Here is a 22,706-nt window from a genome sequence, read left to right as displayed (position 1 = left end):
CCGGGCCGCCCCGCGGCAGACTCGACGGGACCCCGCGACCCGCGTCAGAGGTGGGTGCGCAGCAGCGTCCGCATCGTCCGCATGGCCACCGACAGATTGGCCAGGTCGAAGGAGTCCGAGTTCTGGATCTCCTCCAGGGTTCCCCGGGCCCGGCCCAGGATCGCCGCGTTGCGCTGCTCCCAGGTCTTGAACCGCTCCTCGGGCGTCGAGCCCCCGTTGGCCGCCGAGAGGACGTCCGACGTCAGCGCCGCGTGCACCGCGTACAGATCCTCGCGGATCGAGGCGCGGGCCATCGACTGCCAGCGGTCGGCGCGGGGCAGCTCGATGATGCGGTCCATCAGCCGGCTGATGTTCAGCCGGTCGGCCAGGTCGTAGTAGACCTCGGCGACCTGCAGCGGCGCCTTGTCCGACCGGTCGGCGATGGCCACGATGTCGAGCGTCGGGAACGAGGTCGAGAAGCCCGCGACCCGCTGGGCCAGGTCCTCGGGCACCCCTGCGCCGAGCAGTTCGTCGACGATGCCCTGGAACCACTCGAGGTCGGAGCCCTTGAGCAGCTTCGGCAGCTGGGTCCGCACCTCCTCGACCCGGTCGGTGAAGAACTCCACCGTCTCGGCGAGCTGAAGCGGCTGCGGCCGGTTGTTCAGCAGCCAGCGGGTGCCGCGCTCGACCAGCCGCCGCGAGTGCAGCCGGATCCGGGTCTGTACGTCGGCCGCGACCCGGTTGTCCAAGGCCTCGACGGCGTCCCAGATGTCGGCCAGCCCGAAGATCGTGCGGGCCGCCGTCTGGGCGCGCACGATCTCCTCCGTGGAGGCTCCGGTCTCCTCGCGCATCCGGTGCAGGAACGTGGTGCCCGCCGTATTGATCGTGTCGTTGACCAGCACCGTCGTCACGATCTCGCGGCGCAGCGCGTGCCCGTCCAGCTGCTCGGGGAACCGCTCCGCCAGCGCCTTGGGCGAGTACGCCCGCAGCAGCCGCTCCAGGTACGGGTCGTCCGGCAGCTCGGTGGCGATCACCTCGTCGGCCGTGGTGATCTTGACGTAAGCCAGCAGGACGGCGAGCTCGGGCCCGGTCAGCCCGCGCCCGGCGCTCAGCCGCTCGCGGATCTGCCGGTCGGTCGGCAGGAACTCGAGCTCCCGGTCGAGCCGCCCCTCGCGCTCGAGGCTGCGCATCAGCCGCTGCTGGGCGTGAAGGAGGCTGGCGGCCTGGGTCTCGGAGTTGGCGAGGGCGACGTTCTGCGCGTAGTTGTTGCGCAGCACGAGCTCGCCGACCTCGTCGGTCATGTCCGCGAGCAGCTTGTTGCGCTGCTTGACGGTGAGGTCGCCGTCGGCCACCACCGAGTTCAGGAGGATCTTGATGTTCACCTCGTGGTCGGAGGTGTCCACGCCCGCGCTGTTGTCGATGGCGTCGGTGTTCACCCGGCCGCCGGTGCCGTCGGGACCGCCGCAGCCGGCGAACTCGATGCGGCCGAGCTGGGTGAGGCCCAGGTTGCCGCCCTCGCCGACGACCTTGACGCGCAGGGCCCGGCCGTCGACGCGGATGGCGTCGTTGGCCTTGTCCCCGACATCGGCGTGGCTCTCCTGCTCGGACTTCACGTAGGTGCCGATGCCGCCGTTCCACAGCAGGTCCACAGGGGCCTGGAGGATGGCCTTCATCAGGTCGGCCGGTGTCATCTTGGTTACCCGCGAGCCGATCCCTAGCGCCGCCCGGATCTGCGCGTTGATCGTGATGGCCTTGGCACTGCGCGGGAAGACGCCACCGCCCTGCGACAGCAGGGAGGTGTCGTAGTCCGCCCAGGAGCTGCGCGGCAGGTCGAAGATCCGGCGGCGTTCGGCGTACGAGCGAGCGGCGTCCGGGACCGGGTCGATGAAGATGTGGCGGTGGTCGAACGCTGCGACCAGGCGGATGTGCTCGGAGAGCAGCATGCCGTTGCCGAAGACGTCGCCGGACATGTCGCCGACGCCGACGACCGTGAAGTCCTGGGTCTGGGTGTCGTGGCCGAGCTCGCGGAAGTGGCGCTTGACCGACTCCCAAGCGCCGCGTGCGGTGATGCCCATGCCCTTGTGGTCGTAGCCGGCCGACCCGCCGGAGGCGAAGGCGTCGCCGAGCCAGAAGTCGTAGGCGACGGCGACCTCGTTGGCGATGTCGGAGAAGGTGGCGGTGCCCTTGTCGGCGGCGACGACCAGGTACGTGTCGTCCTCGTCGTGGCGCACCACGTCCTTCGGGTGCTGGACCTCACCGGCGACGAGGTTGTCCGTGATGTCGAGCAGGCCCGAGATGAACGTCTTGTAGCAGGCGACGCCCTCGGCGAGCCAGGCGTCGCGGTCCACGGACGGGTCCGGGAGCCGCTTGCCGACGAATCCGCCCTTGGCGCCGACGGGCACGATCACGGTGTTCTTGACCATCTGCGCCTTGACCAGACCGAGGATCTCCGTACGGAAGTCCTCGCGCCGGTCGGACCAGCGCAGACCGCCGCGGGCCACCTTTCCGAAGCGCAGGTGGACGCCCTCGACGCGGGGCGAGTAGACCCAGATCTCGTAGGCGGGGCGCGGGGCGGGCAGGTCCGGGATCGCCTGCGGGTCCAGCTTCATCGACAGGTAGCCGTGGGGCTTGCCCGTCTCGTCGCCGACCTGGCCCACCTTGGCACTGCCGCCGTCGGCGCGCTGGAAGTGGTTGGTGCGCAGGGTGGCTTTGATGACGGTGAGGAAGGAGCGCAGGATGCGGTCCTCGTCGAGGCTGGCCACCTGGTCGAGCGCGGCGTCCAGCTCCTCGAGCAGGGCGTCGGTCAGTTCGACGCCGGCCCGCTGCCGGTCCGGCGACATCCGGGCCTCGAAGAGGTTCACCAGGAGCCGCGTGGTGTGGACGTTGTTGCGGAGGGTGTCCTCCATGTAGTCCTGGCTGAAGGTGGACCCGGCCTGGCGCAGGTACTTGGCGTAGGCACGCAGCACCATGGCCTGCCGCCAGTCGAGACCGGCGCTGAGCACCAGGGCGTTGAACCCGTCGTTCTCGGCCTCCCCCGTCCACACGGCCGCGAAGGCGTCCTGGAAGCGCTCGCGGGCGTCATCGCCGAGGTAGTCGCCCTGCTGGAGTTCGGGCATGCGCAGACCGAAGTCGTAGATCCACGCGGTGCTGCGGTCGGCGCAGCGCAACTCGTACGGGCGCTCGTCCACGACCTCGACGCCGAGCCGCTGGAGGACGGGCAGCACCGCGGAGAGGGAGACCTGGCCGCCGGTGCGGTAGATCTTGAACCGGCGTTCGTCGGGGGCGGCGCCGACCGGCTCGTAGAGGCTGAGGGCGAAGTCCTGCTCGCCGCCCTCGGCCGTCAGCCGGGCGATCCGCTGAAGGTCGGCAACGGCCGCGCGGGGGCTGAAGTCGGCCTTGTAACCCTCGGGGAACGCATTGCCCCACCGGTGGGACAGCTCGGCGGCGCGCTCCTCGCCGCACTCGGCGGTCAGTGCCTCCATGAAGCCGTCGGACCAGGACCGGGCGGCCTCGGCGAGCCGGCTCTCGATGCGGTCGACGTCGGCGTCGGTCAGGTGGGGCAGGGCGGTGCCGGGCTCCACGCGGATGACGAAGTGCAGCCGCGACAGGATCGACTCGGTGTTCCAGGCCGTGAAGTCGACGCTGGTACCGCCGAGTTCCTCCTTCAGGATGTCGATCAGGCGCAGCCGGACGCTCGTGTTGAACCGGTCCCGGGGCAGGTAGACGAGCGCCGAGTAGTAGCGCCCGTACTCCTCCTGCCGCAGGTACAGCCGCAGCCGGCGGCGCTCCTGGAGGTAGAGCACGCTGGTGACGATGGAGCGCAGCTGGTCGACGGGCGTCTGGAACAGCTCGTCCCGGGGGTACGTCTCCAGGATCTGCAGCAGGTCGCGGCCGTCGTGGCTGTTGGGGGAGAACCCGGCTCCCGAGAGCACCTGGGCGACCTTGCGGCGGACGACGGGGACGCGGCGCACCGACTCGGTGTAGGCGGCCGAGGAGAACAGGCCGAGGAAGCGGCGCTCACCGACGACGTTGCCCTGCTGGTCGAACTTCTTGACGCCGATGTAGTCGAGGTAGGAGGGGCGGTGCACCGTGGCGCGGCTGTTGGCCTTGGTGAGAACGAGCAGTTTGTGCTCGCGGGCCTTGGCCCGGGCCTCGGCCTTCAGCTGATCGAACGCCGGCGAGTGCGGCCGGGAGTGCAGGCCGGCGTCCGGGCCGGTCTCGTGGTGCACGGGGTCGGAGCGCAGGATGCCGAGCCCGGTGCCGGGGAGTGCCTTGAGCACCTCCTCCGCGTCGCTCTCGTCCTCGGGCGTCACCTCGTACTCGCGGTAGCCGAGGAAGGTGAAGTGGTCGGCGACCAACCAGCGCAGCAGCTCGCGGGCCTCCTCGACCTCCTCCTGGCGCAGATCGGCGGCGACGGGCTCGGAGGGCAGGTCCTCGGCCAGGCGCAGCGCCGTCTCCCGCATCTTCTCCCAGTCCTCGACGGCCTCGCGGGTGTCGGAGAGGACGCGCTGCAGGTGGGAGGTGATCTGCTTGAGGTCGCCGCGGTCGGTCTCGCGGTCGATCTCGACGTGGATCCAGGACTCGGTGAGCGCGTCGTCCGGCAGGTCGGCCGCTGCCCCCTCGTCGTCCGCATCGGCGTCGTGGTCGAGGATCTCGATGAGCTTGCCGGTGATGTCCCGGCGGACGGCGATCTGCGGGTGGATCACCACGTGGATGCCGCGGTTCTCTCGGGTGAGCTCGTTGGTGACCGAATCCACCAGGAACGGCATGTCGTCGGTGACGACCTCGACGACCGAGTGGGAGCAGGTCCAGCCGTTCTCCTCGACGGTCGGGGTGCTCACCCGGACGCTCGCGGTGCCCTGCGGGCGGTTCTCCGCCAGGCGGTAGTGGGAAAGTGCGGCACCCAGGACGTCGACCGGGTCCCGCCCGGTCAGGTCCTCGGGTGCGGTGTGCAGGTAGTAGCGCTGGAGAAACGCGGTCAGGGCCTCCCGATCGAGGCCCTGTACCGGATGTTGCCCCCCGGCCGGGCTGTTCTCAGCTACGCGGGCCGCCCGTTCGAGCAGCTCGGCCTTGGCTTCGTCCAGCTTGGTCTGCATGTCCTCGTGGCTCCTGTCGCGCGTCGTTGCGTGACGTCGGGGATGACGGCGTGTGGTCGCGCCGTGCGGACAGCGTCCCGGGACTGCCTTCCGGAGGGGTACCGGAGGACGGGCGGGATGCGGATCCGCACAGTGCCGACGCTATGCCGAGATGAGAGATGATCGTGCCGGTATCGCCGATTTCCGGGACACGGTCCCGTTTCGGGTCGGCAACGGCCCGGAAGTGTTCCCACCCCCGGCTGCGGCCGTGAACCCCGGGGCGTTGCCGCGGGGCCCCGGGGGCTTCGCTGCCCCCTCGGGATATCGCGCTGATCACGGCACCAGGCTATCGCCCTCCCCCGGGGACCCGTCATGAGCCGTTTGTGTACAAAACCGGGAGCCGAAGTTTGACGCTCCGGACAGCGAACCGGGAGCTCGGGGACGTTCTCGCTCGGGCGGGGACGACCGCGGACGACCGCCTTCGGCCGACCCGCTCCACCTCCCTCAGCGGACGGTCGCGTCTCAGCGGACCAGGTGCTCAGCGGCTTCCACGGCCTCGGCCAGGGTGTCGACCACCGGGACTCCCGCCGCCGTCAGGCTCGCCCGGCTGTGCGATCCGCCGGTGTAGAGCACTGCACGCGCGCCCACGTGCTCGGCGGCCACCGCGTCGTCCAGGGCGTCTCCGATGACGACGATGCGGTCGGCGGGCACGCCTTCCAGCGCACCCAGGTGGCGGACCATGTGCTCCGCCTTGCCGGTGTGCGAGGGCCCGACCCGGCCGTCGACCCGGACGAAGTGCTCCTCGATGCCGTGGCCCCGCACGATCGGTACCAGGTGCTCGTGCGGGGCGAGGGAGCACAGCGACTGGGTGGCGCCCGCGGCCCGGCGGTCGGCGAGGATCTCCCGGGCGCCGGCGGCCAGTTCGGCACGCGGCGCCAGCTCCCAGTAGTGGCGGTGGAACGCGCCGTCCATCATCTGCCACTCGGCGTCCGTCGGCAGCCGGCCCATCAGCCGTTCGTAGAAGCGGGGGATGGGCACGCAGTAGATCTCGCGGTACCGGTCGAGGGTGATCGGCGGCAGGCCGATCTCGGCGAACGAGGCGTTGGTCGCCTCGATCACCGCGTGGATGTCGTGGAAGAGTGTGCCGTTCCAGTCCCAGACGATGTGTGCCCCGTGTGCCCCGGTTCTGCGCATGGAAGAACGGTACCCATCGGCACCGACAGTGCGGTCAGCCGATGAGGCCCGGAACCTCCTGGGTGGCGAACCAGAGGAGTTCGTGGGCCTCGGCGCCGTCCACGGTGAACCGGGCGTCGTCGTCGAGGTCCGCCGCGCCCAGGGCCGCGGCGGCAGCCGCCACGTCCTCCTCGGCGTCCGGGGCGTCCACGTGCACGGCCGCCACCTCGGTGAACGGCAGCGGGCCGGCGCAGCGCACCATGCCGAGCGCGCCCTGGTCCAGCCCACGGTCGGGGTCGGAGGGGGCGGACCCGTCCGGGACGTCTGCGGCGACGACCACCCTGCGGCGGGCGGCCTGCGGGTCTGTCGCGAGCAGCCGGAGCGAGGCCTGGGCCGCCCGGCCGAGGGCCGCGTACTCGAGTTCCTCGACGTTGTCGGAGAGGTACCACTCGCGCAGCGCGGGGGTCACGGCGTAGGCGTCCAGCGGCCCGGGCCCGAGCTCGCCCGCCTCGTACGCATCTGCGAGACCGGACAGGGTCAGGGGGACGTAGACGCGCATGGCTGCCGCTTTCGTGAAGGCACGGACGTTCCGGTTCCGGCCGGCGCCGGGGGCGCCGTCCGGGTAGGGCCAGCATAGAGCCGTGGGACTCGCCGGGGTCCCCCTTCCGGGCGGCATCGGTGGACGACTCCCGAGCCTCCGGGGGCCGCCCGCTGCGGCCTCCACGTCCCGCGCGCACCGTCGTGACCGGCCGCGATCCGGCCGCACGGAAACCCTGGTCCGGCTCATCACCCGGATAGGTGAACTCCACGGCACCGCGGCGCGCGATCCACCACGCTTGCGCCGCCGCACCGGGAGCCGTAGAAGACTGGGCAACCACAAGTTACCGCTCGGTATATTCCGGGTGGACCATCGGAATGACGGGGGTCATCAGCCATGAACAGGACGACGCCGGGCCGACGCCCACCGCTGCGACCGCGCGGACATGGCGCTCCACCGCCCCGGCGCGACCCACGGGGCCCCGGAGCCGCCACCAACGCCGCGCTGCGGCGTCGCGAACTCGAGCGGCTCCCCCGCTACTGGTTCGCCAACCGCCTGCTGCTCACCCTCAGCGGGCAGAAGCCGGTGCACTGGATGCTCGGGCACACCCTCGGTGCCGCGTACGACCAGCTCATCGCACTCGCGCCGCTCACCCCGCTGCGTCCCGCCCCCGACGGCGTCCGCTCTCCCGCGCCCGCGGTCCGCCACTGCGACGAGTTCCGGCCGGACCCGGGCATCATCGAGGCCTTCGCGCGGATCGAGTCGGGGGACCGGCTGCGCGCCCTCGCCTTCCGTCTCGAACGCGGCCGCGACACCCGCTGGCGCTGCTCGGCCGTCGACATCGGAGCGGCCCTGCGGGAAGACGCCTGACCTCCGCCACGGGCCCCGGAGCGTGCCGCAACGCAACGGCCGGGGCCGGGCACCCTCGAGTGCCCGGCCCCGGCCGTTCGTCCCTGTCGTACGCGCCAGGCGCGCTACTTCTTGCGGCGGCGGCCGGCCGCCTTCTGGGCCTTGCGACGCTCCGCACGGGTCAGGCCGTCCGCCTCGGACCGGATCACCGGGATCTCACCGGTCTCGAAGTCGCTCTCGACGACACCGCCCTCACCGTCCACGGTCGGCGCCGAGAAGTGCAGCCGCTCGTGCCGCTGGGCCTGCAGGCCCTTGGCCCGGATCTCGGGACGGGCGCCGGCCGCCGCCGGCACGGCCGCCTCGGGCTGCTTCTCCAGCGAGGCCTTCCCCTCCTCGGGGACCGGCACCTCCTCGACCTGCTGCTCGACCTGGACCTCCAGGTTGAACAGGTAGCCGACGGACTCCTCCTTGATGCCCTCCATCATGGCCGTGAACATGTCGAAGCCCTCGCGCTGGTACTCGACCAGCGGGTCCTTCTGGGCCATCGCGCGCAGCCCGATGCCCTCCTGGAGGTAGTCCATCTCGTACAGGTGCTCACGCCACTTGCGGTCGAGGACCGAGAGGACGACCCGGCGCTCGAGCTCACGCATGATCTCCGAGCCGAGTTGCTCCTCCCGCGCCTCGTACTGTGCGCGGATGTCGTCCTTGACGGACTCGGCGATGAACTCGTCCGTGATGCCGGCCCGGTCACCGGCCGCCTCTTCGAGCTCCTCGATGGTGACCGCCACCGGGTAGAGCTGCTTGAACGCGCCCCACAGCCGGTCGAGGTCCCACTCCTCGGCGAAGCCCTCGGCCGTCTCGGCCTGGATGTAGGCATCAATGGTGTCGTCCATGAAGTGCTGGATCTGCTCCTGCAGGTCCTCGCCCTCCAGGACGCGGCGGCGCTCCGCGTAGATGACCTCACGCTGCCGGTTGAGCACCTCGTCGTACTTCAGGACGTTCTTACGGGTCTCGAAGTTCTGCTGCTCGACCTGCGACTGGGCGGACGCGATGGCCCGGGTGACCATCTTGTTCTCGATCGGCACGTCGTCCGGGACGTTGGCCATGGCCATGACCCGCTCCACCATCTGCGCCTTGAACAGCCGCATCAGGTCGTCGCCGAGCGACAGGTAGAAGCGGGACTCGCCCGGGTCGCCCTGACGGCCGGAACGACCGCGCAACTGGTTGTCGATCCGCCGCGACTCGTGACGCTCGGTTCCCAGCACGTACAGCCCGCCGAGCGACTTGACCTCCTCGAACTCGGCCTTGACCGCCGCCTCGGCCTTCTCCATGGCCACCGGCAGGGCCGCCGCCCACTCCTCCGGGTGCTCCATCGGGTCGAGGCCGCGCTGCCGCAGCTCCGCCTCGGCCAGGTCGTCGGGGTTGCCGCCGAGCTTGATGTCGGTACCGCGGCCGGCCATGTTGGTCGCCACCGTGACGGCACCCTTGCGCCCGGCCTGGGCGACGATCGTCGCCTCACGGTCGTGCTGCTTGGCGTTGAGCACCTCGTGCGGCACACCGCGCTTGGTGAGCTGGTTCGACAGGTACTCGGACTTCTCCACCGACGTCGTACCCACCAGGACCGGCTGCCCCTTGGCGTGCTTGACGACGATGTCCTCGACCACGGCATCGAACTTCGCCGGCTCGGTGCGGTAGATCAGGTCCGACAGGTCGACACGCTGCACCGACCGGTGCGTCGGGATCGGAACCACGCCGAGCTTGTAGATCTGGTGGAACTCGGCCGCCTCGGTCATGGCGGTACCGGTCATGCCGGAGAGCTTGTCGTAGAGACGGAAGAAGTTCTGGAGCGTGATCGTCGCGAGCGTCTGGTTCTCGTCCTTGATCTCCACCCCTTCCTTCGCCTCGATCGCCTGGTGCATGCCCTCGTTGTAACGGCGGCCGGCGAGAATTCGGCCGGTGTGCTCGTCGACGATCATGACCTCGCCGTCGATGACGACGTAGTCCTTGTCCTTCTTGAAGAGTTCCTTGGCCTTGATGGCGTTGTTCAGGTAACCGACGAGCGGGGTGTTCACCGACTCGTAGAGGTTGTCGATGCCCAGCCAGTCCTCGACCTTGGAGACGCCCGACTCGTGGATGGCGACGGTGCGCTTCTTCTCGTCGACCTCGTAGTCGCCCGTCTCCTCGATCCCGCGCTGGGGGTTCGCGGCCTCGCCCTTGTTCAGACGCTTCACGAGCTTGGCGAAGTCGCCGTACCACTTGGTGGCCTGGTCGGCCGGACCGGAGATGATCAACGGCGTACGGGCCTCGTCCACCAGGATCGAGTCGACCTCGTCGACGACCGCGAAGTTGTGGCCCCGCTGGACCAGTTCGTCCTGCGACCACGCCATGTTGTCGCGCAGGTAGTCGAAGCCGAACTCGTTGTTGGTGCCGTAGGTGATGTCGCAGTGGTACTGCTCACGTCGCTGCGCGGGGGTCATGTTGGCCAGGATGCAGCCGACCTCCAGGCCGAGGAACCTGTGCACCCGGCCCATCCACTCGGAGTCGCGCTCGGCGAGGTAGTCGTTCACCGTGATCAGGTGAACGCCCTTGCCGGACAGCGCGTTGAGGTACGTCGGCAGGGTTCCGACGAGGGTCTTGCCCTCACCGGTGCGCATCTCGGCGACATACCCCATGTGGAGCGCCGCACCACCCATGATCTGAACGTCGTAGTGGCGCTGGCCGAGCACACGCTTGGCGGCCTCGCGGACGGTGGCGAACGCCTCGGGGAGCAGGTCATCCAGGCTCTCACCGTCGGCGTAGCGCTCCTTGAACTCGTCCGTGAGCGCCCGGAGCTCGGCGTCGGTGAGGTTGACGAAGTCCTCTTCGATGGAGTTGACCTGGCCCGCGATGCGGTGCAGCTTGCGCAGGATCTTGCCTTCGCCTGCACGCATGAGCTTGTTGAAGACGGACACGTAGGTTGGTCTCCTTGCCGGTCGGGCCTGGCACCGTCGGTGCGCGGGCACGGCAGGGACAGGCCCCGCCGCAACGGCCATCGTAAGTCAGGACCCGGCCGGGCCGGGAGGTCCCTGGGCTCCGAGCCGCGCTGTCACCCGTAAGAAGAACGCACGGATCCCCCCGAAGGTGCCCGCACCCGCACCACGAGGCGGCAAAAACCGGCCTCCCGGTCGGCGCACCACCGGGATTCCCGCCATGCGAACCGACCTCGAAGGAGGAGCGCTTCACTCCGGTCCGATGCTCGATGGCCCCACCGCCCGCCTGCCCTCGGACGGCGGGATCGCGGAACCCGTCACAGCTGTCGGTCAGTGGCAGAGCCACGACCACCGGAACCCGCTACGAGTATCAATGTCGGTGGCGGCGTCTAGGGTGCCGCGCATGACGAACGTGCCCGGCCCCACGGTCGAACTGTCCGCGGACGACGTCCGCCGCCTCGCCCTGCGTGCGCAGGGGCTGCTCGGTGCGCCGGATCGGCGTGGCAGACCCCAGGACCGGGTGCGCCGGGTACTGCGCGGGCTCGGCGCCGTCCAGCTGGACACGATCTCGGTGCTCGCCCGCTCCCACGAGCTGATCCCCTACGCACGTCTCGGCGCTGTCGGACGCCCTGCCGTCGAGGCGGCGTACTGGACCGACACCCACTCCTTCGAGTACTGGTCGCACGCCGCCTGCATCCTGCCGATCGAGGAGTGGCCCCACTTCGCGTTCCGACGGCGTGCCCGGCTGGCCCGCGGGCACCGCTGGCACGTCCTCGAGGACTCGGAGCGCTCCTGCGGGGCGGTCCGCGACCGGCTGAAGATCGACGGACCGCTGACCGCGACGGAACTCGGCGGCGCCAAGAACGGCGGCCCCTGGTACGACTGGTCGGAGACCAAGATCGCCGTGGAGTGGCTCCTCGACACCGGTGAGGTCGTCTGCACGCAGCGGCGCGGCTGGAAGCGGGTCTACGACCTCGCCGAGCGGGCCGTACCGTCCGAGCTGCTGCACGACGACTTCGACGACCGGGAGTGCATGCGCCGGCTGGTCGCCCAGGCAGGAGCCGCGATGGGGGTGGCCACCCGGGCCGACCTCGCCGACTACCACCGTCTCAAGGGCGAACAGGTCGACTCCGTGATCGCCGACACGGGCCTGGTACCGGTCCGCGTGGAGGGCTGGGCGAAACCCGCCTGGGCCGACCCCGCGGCGCTGGCGGACGTGCCGCGGGGCCGGCACCGCACCACCCTGCTCTCACCGTTCGACTCGCTGATCTGGGACCGCCCGCGCACCGAGCGGATCTTCGGCTTCACGCACCGGCTGGAGGCGTACGTCCCCAAGCCGAAGCGCGTGCACGGCTACTTCGCCATGCCGCTGCTCACCGGCGGGCGCCTGCGGGGACGGGTCGACCCGGCCCGGGAGGGACGCACCCTGGTCGCACGGCAGGTCTCGCTGGACGGCCCCGGTGCCGTGGTTCCGATGGCCCGTGCCCTGCGTGAGGCGGCGTCCTGGGTGGGCTGCGACAACGTGCGCATCGAGCGCACCCTGCCCTCCGATCTCACGGCCGGGCTCGTCGCTGCGGTCGCCGGCTGAGGCCACCGGCGCTGCCGGCCCGCTACCTGATCTCCAGGATCTTCTCGCGCATCGCGTACACCACCGCTTCCATCCGCGAGTGCAGCTGCAGCTTCTCCAGGATGTTGCGCACGTGGTTCTTCACGGTGTTCTCGCTGATGAACAATTCCTTGGCGATGTCGCGGTTGTTCATGCCCGTCGCGACGAGTTTGAGGACCTCCAGCTCCCGGTCCGTGAGCCGGGGGGCGGGCACCAGCCGTTTCTCGTCCGTCCGCTGGATCATCGACTTGAACTCAGTGAGCAGCTTGGCCGCCATGGACGGGCTGATCTGCGACTGGCCGTCGGCCACGGCGCGGATCGCGGTCGCCACCTCGTCGGTGGAGATCTCCTTGAGCAGGTAGCCGGTTGCGCCGGCCTTGATCGCGTCGTAGAGGTCGGCTTCCTCGTCGCTGATGGTGAGCATGATGATCCTGGCGCTGGGTGCCACCTCCTTGATGGACGTGCACGCCTCGATGCCCCCGCGCTTCGGCATCCGGACGTCCATCAGCACGATGTCCGGCAGCAGATCCGCCGCCTTGTCCACCGCCTCCGCACCGTCCCCGGCCTCACCGACGACCTCGATGCCCTCTTCCTGCTCGAGCACCATCTCCAGTCCGCGCCGGAACAGCGCGTGATCGTCGACGACGAGAACGCGGATCGGCTCCCCTCCGGCAGCGCCGTCGCCCGAACGCGCGCCCTCCTCGCGCAGGCCGGGCTTGTGCCCCAAGCTGTCCTCCATCGTTCCTCCCCCTGAAGGCCGAAGCCCTGGTAGCTCACGGGCCAACGGGACTGATCCCGCCACGGGTTGCCCGGCTGGCCATGATTTCATGCCCGGCCACGAGGACATCGCTTCCGGTGTCGCACACCGGTGCCCCCGGGGGCGCAAGGTCGCTCCGGGGGCACTCGGTTCAGCACTCAGATCCGCCGGTCAGCCACCCAGCGCTCCCCCCGCGCCCTCGGGTGCCTCTTCGATCATCGGGTCGGTCTCGAGGTGGATCACGCCGTAGTCGTATCCGTGCCGCCGGTAGACGACGCTCGGGTTCTTGGTGTCGGAATCCACGAACAGGTAGAAGTCGTGGCCGACCAACTCCATCTCGTACAGGGCCTGGTCGAGACTCATCGGGGCGGCGGCGTGCGTCTTCTCGCGGACCACGAGAGGGCCTTCGCCCTGCACCTCGAGCGAGCCCATCCGGGTCGTACGGACTCCCGGCTCGGGGCGCTCCTGCGCGAGTTCCCCGTTGATGTGAGCGGCAAGGGGCGCGGTTGCGGCAGCCACACTCGTCGGCGTCCGGCCACCCCGGTGCACACGCCGCTTGTCGGCCTGCTTGCGCAGCTGCGCTTCCAGCCTGCTGGTCGCCGCGTCCAGGGCGGCGTACGGATCTCCGGCGGAAGCTTCGGCGCGGATCACCGGACCACGCGAATGCAGGGTGATCTCCACCCGGTCCGAACGGTCGGCCTGCCGCGGGTTGTGCTCCTTGGTCACCTCGACATCGAGGCGGATCACTTTGCCGTCGATCTTCTGGATCTTGTCCAGCTTCAGCTTCTCGGCCACGTGCTTGCGGAAGCGCTCGGGCACCTCGGTCTTGCGGCCCTTGACGACGATGTCCACGCAGAACTCCGTTCCCGGATGCCCGCCCGCAGGCGGGATCCCACTTGCCCTGGGCCGGCGGGCCGCCCATCGGCGGGCACGTCCCGGCCGGCACTGCGTCTGCTGCACCACCACGGCCCGGGGGGTCGTCCGGAGCCGCGGCGCTGCGGCTTTCACCTCCTTCTCCCCAGTCCTCGGAGTTCCACCCCACCCATTTCAGGGTTCCTGCAAAAAATGTGCAGTGCATCCGCGGACAGGAGGAATACCACGCCTTCTGCTCCTCACCCCCGAACATAGCTCGCCCGAGTGGGTGTCGGCACCCCCTACCGACGCGTACCCCCGTTCAGGTGCTCTCCGACGTCAACGCCTGCAACGCCGCACGTCAGCGTGCGGGGCGCGCTGACGAGGCGGTGGTGTTCGCGGTCGCCGCGACCACCGCAGCACCCCCGGCCACGACACCCTCCGCCCCTGTCGCCCGGGCCGCCTCCGCCAACGACGCACCCGTGGTCATGAGGTCGTCCACCAGCACGACCCCGCCACCGTGCAACAGCCGGCGTGCACCGGGCACCGTCTCCAGGGCGCCCGCCAGGTTCTCCCGCCGTGCGCGAGCGCCGAGCCCGGACTGGTCGGCCACCACCCGCCGTTGCCGCAGAACGGGCAGCACCCGCGCGGCCCTGCCGGTACGCCGCAGCTCGCCCGCCGCTTCACGGGCCATGCGGCGCACCGGATCGTGACCGCGTGCCGCCACCGCCCGCCGGGACGACGGCACCGGCACCAGGAGCAGCGGACAGTCCCGCTCCGTCATCGCCGCCCGGACCGCCACGGCGAGTGCCCTGCCCAGCACCCGGGCGAGCCCCGTCGCCCCGCGCTCCTTGTGCGCGATCAGCACCGCCCGGACCTCGTCCGCGTACCACGCGGCCGCATGGACCACCGGTACACCCGGGACCGGGTTCACCGGCCGCACCCGCCGGGGCGGCAGGCCGGTCAGAGCCCCCCGGCACCCCGCGCACAGCACCACCCGAGGCGCACCGCAACCCGCGCAGTCGACCGGCAGCACCAGACCCGTCAGTTCCTGCAGCCATTCCCCCATCACTCCACTGTGCCCAGGGGGAACAGCGTCCGCCACCCCTGTGGAAAACCCTGCCGGTCCGGCACAGCCCGCCCCGGGAGCCCGCGAGAGCGGGACGACCCGAACGTCAGCCGGGATAGACGGGAGCCGTGCCGCGATTCACCACGAGCCGCCAGTTCGCGTCCACCGGAAGCCGGACGATGCCGTCCGCCGAGTCCGCGATCAGCGGCTTGTCCGGATCCTCCGAAGCCGCCACCGCCTGCACGCCGTTGATCCCCGGCAGCGCAGGCGTGTTCGCGGCCGAGCCGTCGGTCTCGACATACTGCAGCTGCTGCACTCCCCCCGGCTCCCGGCCGACCACCACCAGCCGGCTCGCGCCCGCCCAGGAGGCCGCCTCGACGTGTTCCATCCGGGGTGTCACCGAGTGCAGATCGTTCACCGTCAACGACGGCTCCGCCTGCCCGGAGACCCGTTCCACCCGGCCCAGTTCCAGCGACTGCCTGCCGTCACGCAACACCAGCAGAGCGATGCGCAACCCGTCCGAGGCGACCCGCAGCGACCGGATCTCGGCGTCCCCGAGCGACGGCACGTCGACTTCCTGCGGTTTCCCGGTACCGCCGGGGAGACGGAGCAGGCGCGGACGCGCCGGGTCGCGGTCCGCCACCCACAGGTCGCCGTTGCCGTCCCAACTCGGCGCCGTCAAGCCGTGGTCGGCGCTCTGCGCAGCACTCTGCAGACGCACCGGCCCGCGATCCGCGCCCTTCTTCATCTGCGCGACGTACAGCGACCGCCCGTCGGCCGAGACCCCGGCGGCCATCCGCTCGGAACGATCGACCCCGACCGACCCCAGCGGTACTGCGCCGTGCCCGAACGGCCCGTCGACCAGCATGGTGTCGGTGCCCACGTCCGCCAGGGCGGCCATGCGCTGCTGCGCGTCGATGAAGTACTGACGTTCGGAGGTCTCGCGGAGTCCGGCGGGGGCGAACATCTCGGCCTGTCCGCTGGTCAGCGTGCACAGCCGTGACCCCGTACTGCGCAGAAGCTCGACCCGGCCGACCTCGGCCGGCGCCAGTTCCTGGACGGTGAACATGACTTGAGCGGCCATCCGGGTGCACTGCGCAGCTCCGACCCGGGAGCCGCGTTCGTTCAGCCGCACCCGCAGCCCGTTCGAGTCGTCCAGGGCAAGGGAGTTGCCGATGAGCCTGGTACCGGTGGGGAAGGCCGTGGAGGCCACCGGTTCCAGCCAGTCGGTCGGCCCGCGCAGCAGGGATCTCACCGTCGTGGTGACGGGATCGATCCGCTTGCGCAGATAGACCGGGTCCGAGACGAGCACATGCTTCCTCGCCCCCTTGGACTCCACCTGGGGCTCGGCAAAGTAGTACTTGTCGACGGAACGGTAGATGCGCTCGAAGTCGGATTTCCCGAGCAGCAGCCCCTCCGGCGGGGCGTCGATCCGCCACTCCCCGTCCTCCCTCACCAGATGAACGGATTTCTGGTAGTCGGCGTCCGTGGGGGTGTAGGCCTGATTCCGGTCGACCGTGGCGACCTTCCGGCCGGTCACCTCGACGATCAGGCCGTTCTCGTCCGGATCCCCCCTGGGCCGCTGGCGGCGCGGATTCGGGCCGTCCTGGAGCACGGTGGTCATCGCGAAGGGCTTCCAGCGTTCGCGCGCCCGTTCGGTGAGGTACATGCGTGCCGTGCTGAACCGGGCCTCGTCGCTCGTCGTCGCCTCCAGGAATCCCCGCACGATCTGGGTCGGCCGTTCGCCCCGGCTCGGCGGCACCCCGAACACCCGCACCTGCGAATCGGTGTCCGCCCTGGGTGAGGCGTCGATCCGGTGTACCTCGCCACCGGACGGCATCGACGCACAGCCGGTCAGGAACAGCGCCGCGCAGACCAGGACGACGAGGCCCGGGCCCCGACGCCGTCCACCCCGCCGGTCGGCGCCACGGCCCGGCCCCCCGCGGCGGTTCCCGTACCGCTCAGCCCCCACGTGGCCCGCCCTCCGCTTCCGTCTCGTGCTCGTCGGATCGCCTGCCGGGGGCGGGCGAAGGCTCCTCTTGGCCGCGCTCCGCCCCGGCGGGCACCAGATGCGTACCCACCGGCGCCGCAGCATCGCCCGTTCCGTCGGTTCCGCCCGCCGGGGGCTCACCCCGCGTCTGGCGCGGCATCAGCGCACGCGGTCCACCGCCCCGCGGCAGTCCCGCGTCGTTCAGTCCGCGGTTGCGCCGCGAGTCGTCGGGTTCGAGCGGTATCGGCGAGCCGCGCAGCGTGTCGCCCGCCGCGGCCGGCAGCGTCAACCGGAACTGCGATCCACCGCCCGGCTCCCCCCAGGCCTGCAGCCAGCCGCCGTGCAGGCGCGCGTCCTCGACAGCGATCGACAGCCCGAGGCCGGTGCCGCCCGTGGTGCGGGCGCGCGCGGGATCCGCCCGCCAGAACCGGTTGAACACCCGGGTGGCCTCGCCCGGCTTCAGGCCCACCCCGTAGTCACGTACCGCCACAGCGACGGCACCCTCCGCCGCCGCGAGGCGCACCACGATGTTCCGGCCCTCCCCGTGCTCCACTGCGTTGACGACCAGATTGCGCAGCACCCGCTCGATGCGCCGGGCGTCGGCCTCGGCGACCACCGGGCTCCCGTCCCCGCGCACCAGGATCCGGCTGTCCTTGCGCTCGGCCAGCGGCTCCGCGCCTTCGACCACCCTCACGACGATGTCCCGCAGGTCGACCGGCCCGGCCTCGAGCGCCGCGGCCCCGGCATCGAAACGGCTGATCTCGAGCAGATCGGCAAGCAGCGACTCGAACCGGTCCAGCTGACCCCGCAGCAGCTCCGCGGAACGCGCCGTCGCCGGGTCGAAGCCGTCCCGCGCGTCATGGATGACGTCCGCGGCCATCCGCACGGTCGTCAGCGGCGTCCGCAGCTCGTGCGAGACGTCCGAGACGAAGCGCCGCTGCATCCGGGAGAGGTCCTCCAGCTGCCGGATCTTGAGATGCAGGTTCTGGCCCATCTTGTTGAACGCCTCGCCGAGCCGAGCGATGTCGTCCTCACCGGTGACCTTCATGCGTTCCTGGAGCCGGCCCGCCGCCAGTCGCTCGGAGATCCCGGCCGCCATCCGCACCGGGGTGACCACCTGCCGGACCACCAGCCAGGCGATCGCGCCGAGCAGCATCACCACGAAGACCCCGGCCGTCGCCAGTGTCCCCTTCACCAGGCTCAGCGACTTCTCCTCCTGGGTGAACGGGAAGAGGTAGTAGAGCTGGTACGGGTTGCCGTTGACGTCGTACATCTGCTTGCCGATGGCCAGCGCGGGCTCGTCCGCACCCCGGCTGCGGACGATCCGGGTGTGCTGCTCGTGCGGTCCCGACTCACGGTCGACAGCCCTGCGGAGCTCGGCCGGCACGCTCTTCTCGGGCTGGATGTCCCCCGACGCGCGGGGGGCACGGGTGCCCTGGCTGTCGTCCACGAACGGCTGTTCCGCGTCGGATCCGAGGGCCACCACGGAGTAGACGCCCTGGCCGCCGCTCGCGAGCTGCTGCACCAGGTCCGTCAGCCACACACCGGAGTTGTGTGCTCTGCGGCCGACCTGGCCGCCCTCGCGTCCCCGGGCATCGTTGTCGGCCTTGTCCCGGGCGACCGTGAATCCGCCGACGGCTTGGCTCTGCGCCGCCCCTTCCTTGGCGTCCTGCAGACCGTTGCGCACCTGCCCGATGACCACCAGCCCCAGGAGCAGCACCACACCCAGGGACATCAACAGCGTCGTGGCCACCACCCGCAGCTGGATGTTCCGCCGCCACAGCCGGACGGCCGGCAACAGCGGACGCCGGACCCAGCGCAGGAACAGCCGCAGCACCGGATTGACCGGGCCCCCGGCGGACGGATCCTGCAGGAGGTGGCCCCCCTGCCAGAAGCGCCCGAAGGCCGAGATCCTCCCGGCGGGGTCCACAGCCCGCGCGTCACGCCGCGGAGCTGTGCCGTTCCACGTCATCTCAGCTCGGTCCGGCCTTGTAGCCCACCCCGCGTACCGTCACCACGATCTCCGGCCGCTCCGGGTCACGCTCGACCTTGGACCGCAGCCGCTGCACATGCACATTGACCAGACGGGTGTCCGCGGCGTGCCGGTAGCCCCAGACCTGCTCGAGCAGCACCTCGCGGGTGAACACCTGCCAGGGCTTGCGGGCCAGCGCGACCAGCAGGTCGAACTCGAGCGGCGTCAGCGCGATCGACTGCCCGTCCCGCTTCACGGAATGGCCCGCGACATCGATCACCAGGTCACCCATGGTCAGCTGCTCCGGCGCGGGATCCTCGGACCGGCGCAGCCGGGCACGTATCCGCGCCACCAACTCCTTCGGCTTGAACGGCTTGACGATGTAGTCGTCCGCTCCGGACTCGAGCCCGACGACGACGTCGACCGTGTCGCTCTTGGCGGTCAGCATGACGATCGGCACCCCGGACTCGGCGCGGATCAGCCGGCAGACATCGATCCCGTCCCTGCCGGGGAGCATCAGATCGAGGAGTACCAGGTCCGGCTTCGTCTCACGGAAGGCTGCCAGGGCCTTGTCACCGTCGGAGACGAACGAAGGCTCGAAACCTTCGCCACGCAGGACAATGCCGAGCATCTCTGCCAGTGCGGTGTCGTCATCGACGACCAGGACGCGTCCTTTCATAATCGACATCATCCCATTAGCTAATCGTTACCCGGCAGGTGACCTGCCCCACAGTGCCGCGATCGACCCCTTCCCCGGCCGCAGAACACCGCGTTCCGTCACGATCGCTGCGACGAGTTCCGGCGGTGTGACGTCGAAAGCCGGGTTGTGGACTGGGGTTCCGAGCGGTGCGAGCTGTGCGGTCGCGACCGTTCCGGAAACCCCCGGGATCCGTGATGTGATCTCCGTCACTTCCTGTGCAGGGCGTTGCTCCACCACGATCGACGCCCCGTCCGGGCTGCCGGTGTCGACGGTCGTCATCGGTGCGACCACGATGAACGGGACCTCGTGATGCCGGGCCAGCACGGCCAGGGGATAACTGCCCACCTTGTTGGCCACCGAGCCGTCCGCCGCGATCCTGTCGGCCCCGATCAGCACGGCATCCACGCGCCCGGTGGCGAACAGAGATCCGGCCGCATTGTCCGCCAACAGCGTGTGCTGCATGCCGTGGTGCGCGGCCTCGTAGGCCGTCAACCGCGCCCCCTGCAGCAGCGGACGCGTCTCGTCCACCCACAGCTGCTCCAGTCGCCCCGCACGGTGGGCGGCCAGTGCCACCGCGAAGGCCGTCCCCTCGCCTCCGGAGACCAGGCGGCCCGTGTTGCAGTGGGTCAGGATGCGCATCGGGCGTCCCGGCACCAGCTCGTCCAGGAGCGCCAGACAGTGGGCCGCCATCCGTTCACCGGCTTCGGCGTCCTCCCGGTGCAGCGTCCGCGCCTCCGCCAGGGCCGCCGCCGCTGCTCCGGCCCCGTCCGTTCCTCCGGCCAGCGCCGCACGATGGGCCGCTTGGGCCCGGCGTACGCCGTAGCCCAGGTTGACGGCCGTCGGACGGGCATCTGCCAGCAGCTCGGCCGCTTGGCCGACGTCGTCGCCGCGAGCGGCGGCCAGCGCTATGCCGTATGCCCCCGCGATGCCCAGCAGCGGGGCTCCCCGCACGCTGAGCGTCGTGATGGCCCGGACCAGCGACGGGACGTCCTCGCAGGTCATCTCGACCTCTTCGGCCGGGAGCCTGGTCTGGTCGAGAAGCACCACCGTCGCGCCGGCGGGGCCCTCCTCCCACCGCAGCGAGGGGATTCCCGGGCGCTCGGCGGCCCGGGCGGGGACAGCCTGCTGATCATCCATGGGCCCAGTCTGCACGCCGAGGGCGGCGATCAGAAGCGTGCATCGGTCCCCACGGGCGCCGGAGCGCCGTGGCACGATGGCAGCCCACCGGCCGTCGTTGTGCTGTCCCAGGGACCGGCCCCTGCGGTCGGAGCCCGACGAGGCGAGTTCACGGACGGGCATGTGAAGGAGCAACCATGAACGACTCTCCGGGCCGGGCGCCGTCCGGGTCCTCCGCTGCCGACGGGTCCGAGCCCGCCGCCCCGGATCAGCCCGGCGATCAGAGCGGGAAGGCCGCACCGGGTGACGGCACGAAACCGGGTGACGGCACGAAGCCGCAGTTCCCTGCCCAGTGGTCCCCGGTGCAACCGCCGCCGGCCCGTTGGACGGCCCCCGGCGGCCCGGATCGTCGGGGACCGGTCGGCGGTTGGAGCACCGGCCCGAAGCACTACGGGCAGCAGCCGACTGTGCAGCCCGGCATCGTGCCTCTGCGACCGCTGGGAGTCGGTGAGATCCTGCTCGCCGCCCTGTCCGTCGTACGAACCCACTGGCGCACCGCCCTCGGCTTCTCCCTGGCCGTCGCATTCGTCACGCAGGGCCTTCGCACGGCGGTCGAAGGCTTCCTGTTTCCGGACCTGCCACGAGGTGAAGCCCTCGGGAACAGTCCTGCGCCACCGCTCCCCGAGAACCTGGGCGAGGTCGCGGGCTCACAGACCGGCACCGGTCTTACGCTGCTGTTCGGGATTCTGGGGAGCATCCTGGTCACGGCGGTTCTGACCGTCGTCGTCAGCCGCGCCGTCCTCGGCCGGCCCGTCTCCACCGGGGATGCCTGGCGCACCGCCCGCCCCCGGCTCCCCCGTCTCTTCGGTCTGTTGCTGCTGATTCCGCTGGTGTTGGTCGGAGTTCTCGCCGTGGCCGTGGTTCCGGGGTCGGCACTGCTGTTGTCCGGGGCAGAAGCTCCCGGCAGGAGTCTGCTGATGCTCGGTCTGCTCGCGGGCATCACCGCGGCGCTGTGGCTCTGGGTCCGCTTCTCCCTGGCCGCACCGGCACTGATGCTCGAGAAGCAGGGCGTCGTGACGTCGCTGCGCCGGTCCGCCAAGCTCGTGCGCGGCGCCTGGTGGCGGGTGTGCGGCATCCAGATCCTCACGCAGGTCCTGCTCATGTTCGTCGGCGTGCTCATACAGCTCCCGACCAACGTCGCAGTGCTGCTGGTGGGCGGCGAAGACGGCATGAAGTGGCTGACAGGCGGAGCAGGACCGGTCGACTGGACCTTCCTGATCATCACCGGTGTGGGCGCGCTTCTCGCCGCGACCGTGAGTTTCCCGGTCAGCGCCGGCGTCACGGCGCTCCTCTATCTGGACCAGAGGATCCGACGTGAGTCCCTCGACCTGGAACTGGCACGCGCTGCCGGCGTCTGCGGTTACGGCCCGGCACCCACAGACGGCCCGCCGCACCACACGACCTCGTCGCTCTGATGGACGGACCGAGCGCGAACACCACGTTGCCCAGTGCGCGCCGCACGGTGCGCCCGAGCGGCCTTTCCCGCAACAACCCTGCCCACGCGACGTCCTGATCCGTTCTCAACAAGCCCTGGCGTGAACCCGGGCACCGCCCACTCCCGCCTACGAACGCCTCAGGCTCCCTTACTGCCGGCCCGAGCAGAGATCCCGTCAGCACATGCTTCACCCGTCCCCCTTTTTCGCACGCAGGGAACGACCGTGACAGCTCATCGGTTGTGACCCCACGGCGACTTCCGGCCTGCTCCATACACCGGCGACCCGGACAACCAACCCATCCTGTCGTCTCCGCTCCGGCCCCGATGACGCATCAGCCGGCCCCTCGTCTCGTGCGGGGCGGTTGACGATGCACCGGCTTGCCCCCGAACCATCGCCATAGCGCTCCCGCGGTACCGGCCTGACTGGCGGAGGCTCAGTTCAGTCAACCCGTTCGTAAAACCTTTGCACCCGGCTCACGTATGGCCACGTATGGCACAGGGCGGCTGATGGCCCGTCATCGCAACGCAAAAATGCCGGTGTTCCGGAACCATCACCTGGTTCCGGA

14 protein-coding genes are annotated in these 22,706 nt (G+C 70.5%); 3 read left to right on the top strand and 11 right to left on the bottom strand.

Translation table 11 applies throughout. From position 1 onward, the window contains the following. Window positions 1-44: 44 nt before the first annotated feature. From M1E25_RS00070 to M1E25_RS00060, 3 genes are all read right to left on the bottom strand, one after another. Entirely contained in the window at window positions 45-5,075 is a 5,031-nt protein-coding gene (locus M1E25_RS00070) for an NAD-glutamate dehydrogenase (protein ID WP_251407419.1), read from the bottom strand. 501 nt (window positions 5,076-5,576) lie between these two features. Beyond that, on the bottom strand, window positions 5,577-6,248 hold the full coding sequence (locus tag M1E25_RS00065; protein WP_251407417.1) for an HAD family hydrolase: 672 nt from the start codon (window positions 6,246-6,248) through the stop codon (window positions 5,577-5,579). Between the two features lie 34 nt (window positions 6,249-6,282). Further along, the gene (locus M1E25_RS00060) at window positions 6,283-6,786 is read right to left on the bottom strand and encodes a DUF6912 family protein (RefSeq protein ID WP_251407415.1); all 504 of its coding nucleotides are present in this window, start codon (window positions 6,784-6,786) and stop codon (window positions 6,283-6,285) included. 375 nt (window positions 6,787-7,161) lie between these two features. Here M1E25_RS00060 and M1E25_RS00055 point away from each other — a divergent pair, with 375 nt between their 5' ends. Further along, a complete protein-coding gene (locus M1E25_RS00055; protein ID WP_251407413.1) occupies window positions 7,162-7,635 on the top strand; it encodes an Rv3235 family protein in 474 nt (157 codons plus the stop codon). A 104-nt stretch (window positions 7,636-7,739) separates the two neighbouring features. Here the strand turns inward: M1E25_RS00055 and secA are convergent, their stop codons facing one another. After that, window positions 7,740-10,565, bottom strand: coding sequence for a preprotein translocase subunit SecA (secA, locus tag M1E25_RS00050; protein WP_251407411.1), 2,826 nt, complete (start codon window positions 10,563-10,565; stop codon window positions 7,740-7,742). A gap of 391 nt (window positions 10,566-10,956) precedes the next feature. Here secA and M1E25_RS00045 point away from each other — a divergent pair, with 391 nt between their 5' ends. Then, the gene (locus M1E25_RS00045; protein WP_251408190.1) at window positions 10,957-12,171 is read left to right on the top strand and encodes a winged helix-turn-helix domain-containing protein; all 1,215 of its coding nucleotides are present in this window, start codon (window positions 10,957-10,959) and stop codon (window positions 12,169-12,171) included. A 22-nt stretch (window positions 12,172-12,193) separates the two neighbouring features. Here the strand turns inward: M1E25_RS00045 and M1E25_RS00040 are convergent, their stop codons facing one another. The 7 genes from M1E25_RS00040 to mtnA all read right to left on the bottom strand — a co-directional run bounded on the left by M1E25_RS00040 (window position 12,194) and on the right by mtnA (window position 20,666). Next, window positions 12,194-12,928, bottom strand: coding sequence for a response regulator (locus M1E25_RS00040; RefSeq protein WP_251407410.1), 735 nt, complete (start codon window positions 12,926-12,928; stop codon window positions 12,194-12,196). A 189-nt stretch (window positions 12,929-13,117) separates the two neighbouring features. Further along, complete coding sequence (hpf, locus tag M1E25_RS00035; RefSeq protein ID WP_251407408.1) at window positions 13,118-13,798, bottom strand: ribosome hibernation-promoting factor, HPF/YfiA family; 681 nt, start codon at window positions 13,796-13,798, stop codon at window positions 13,118-13,120. A gap of 361 nt (window positions 13,799-14,159) precedes the next feature. Continuing rightward, on the bottom strand, window positions 14,160-14,867 hold the full coding sequence (locus M1E25_RS00030; RefSeq protein ID WP_251407406.1) for a ComF family protein: 708 nt from the start codon (window positions 14,865-14,867) through the stop codon (window positions 14,160-14,162). A 106-nt stretch (window positions 14,868-14,973) separates the two neighbouring features. Beyond that, complete coding sequence (locus M1E25_RS00025; protein WP_251407404.1) at window positions 14,974-16,839, bottom strand: LpqB family beta-propeller domain-containing protein; 1,866 nt, start codon at window positions 16,837-16,839, stop codon at window positions 14,974-14,976. Next, window positions 16,829-18,829, bottom strand: a complete 2,001-nt coding sequence (mtrB, locus tag M1E25_RS00020) for an MtrAB system histidine kinase MtrB (protein WP_251407402.1) — start codon at window positions 18,827-18,829, stop codon at window positions 16,829-16,831. Before mtrB ends, M1E25_RS00025 begins: the two co-directional genes overlap by 11 nt. A gap of 1 nt (window position 18,830) precedes the next feature. After that, complete coding sequence (gene mtrA, locus M1E25_RS00015) at window positions 18,831-19,520, bottom strand: two-component system response regulator MtrA (protein ID WP_285830175.1); 690 nt, start codon at window positions 19,518-19,520, stop codon at window positions 18,831-18,833. 15 nt (window positions 19,521-19,535) lie between these two features. Further along, entirely contained in the window at window positions 19,536-20,666 is a 1,131-nt protein-coding gene (gene mtnA, locus M1E25_RS00010; RefSeq protein WP_251407398.1) for an S-methyl-5-thioribose-1-phosphate isomerase, read from the bottom strand. Between the two features lie 461 nt (window positions 20,667-21,127). Between mtnA and M1E25_RS00005 the strand changes: the two genes are divergently transcribed. After that, window positions 21,128-22,120, top strand: a complete 993-nt coding sequence (locus M1E25_RS00005; protein ID WP_251407396.1) for a DUF7847 domain-containing protein — start codon at window positions 21,128-21,130, stop codon at window positions 22,118-22,120. Window positions 22,121-22,706: the final 586 nt, after the last annotated feature.

It is taken from the genome of Streptomyces meridianus (assembly GCF_023703325.1).
GTDB lineage: Bacteria > Actinomycetota > Actinomycetes > Streptomycetales > Streptomycetaceae > Streptomyces > Streptomyces meridianus.
The sequence above is the reverse complement of the archived record's forward strand: the minus strand, read 5'-3'. Positions and strand labels throughout refer to the sequence as shown.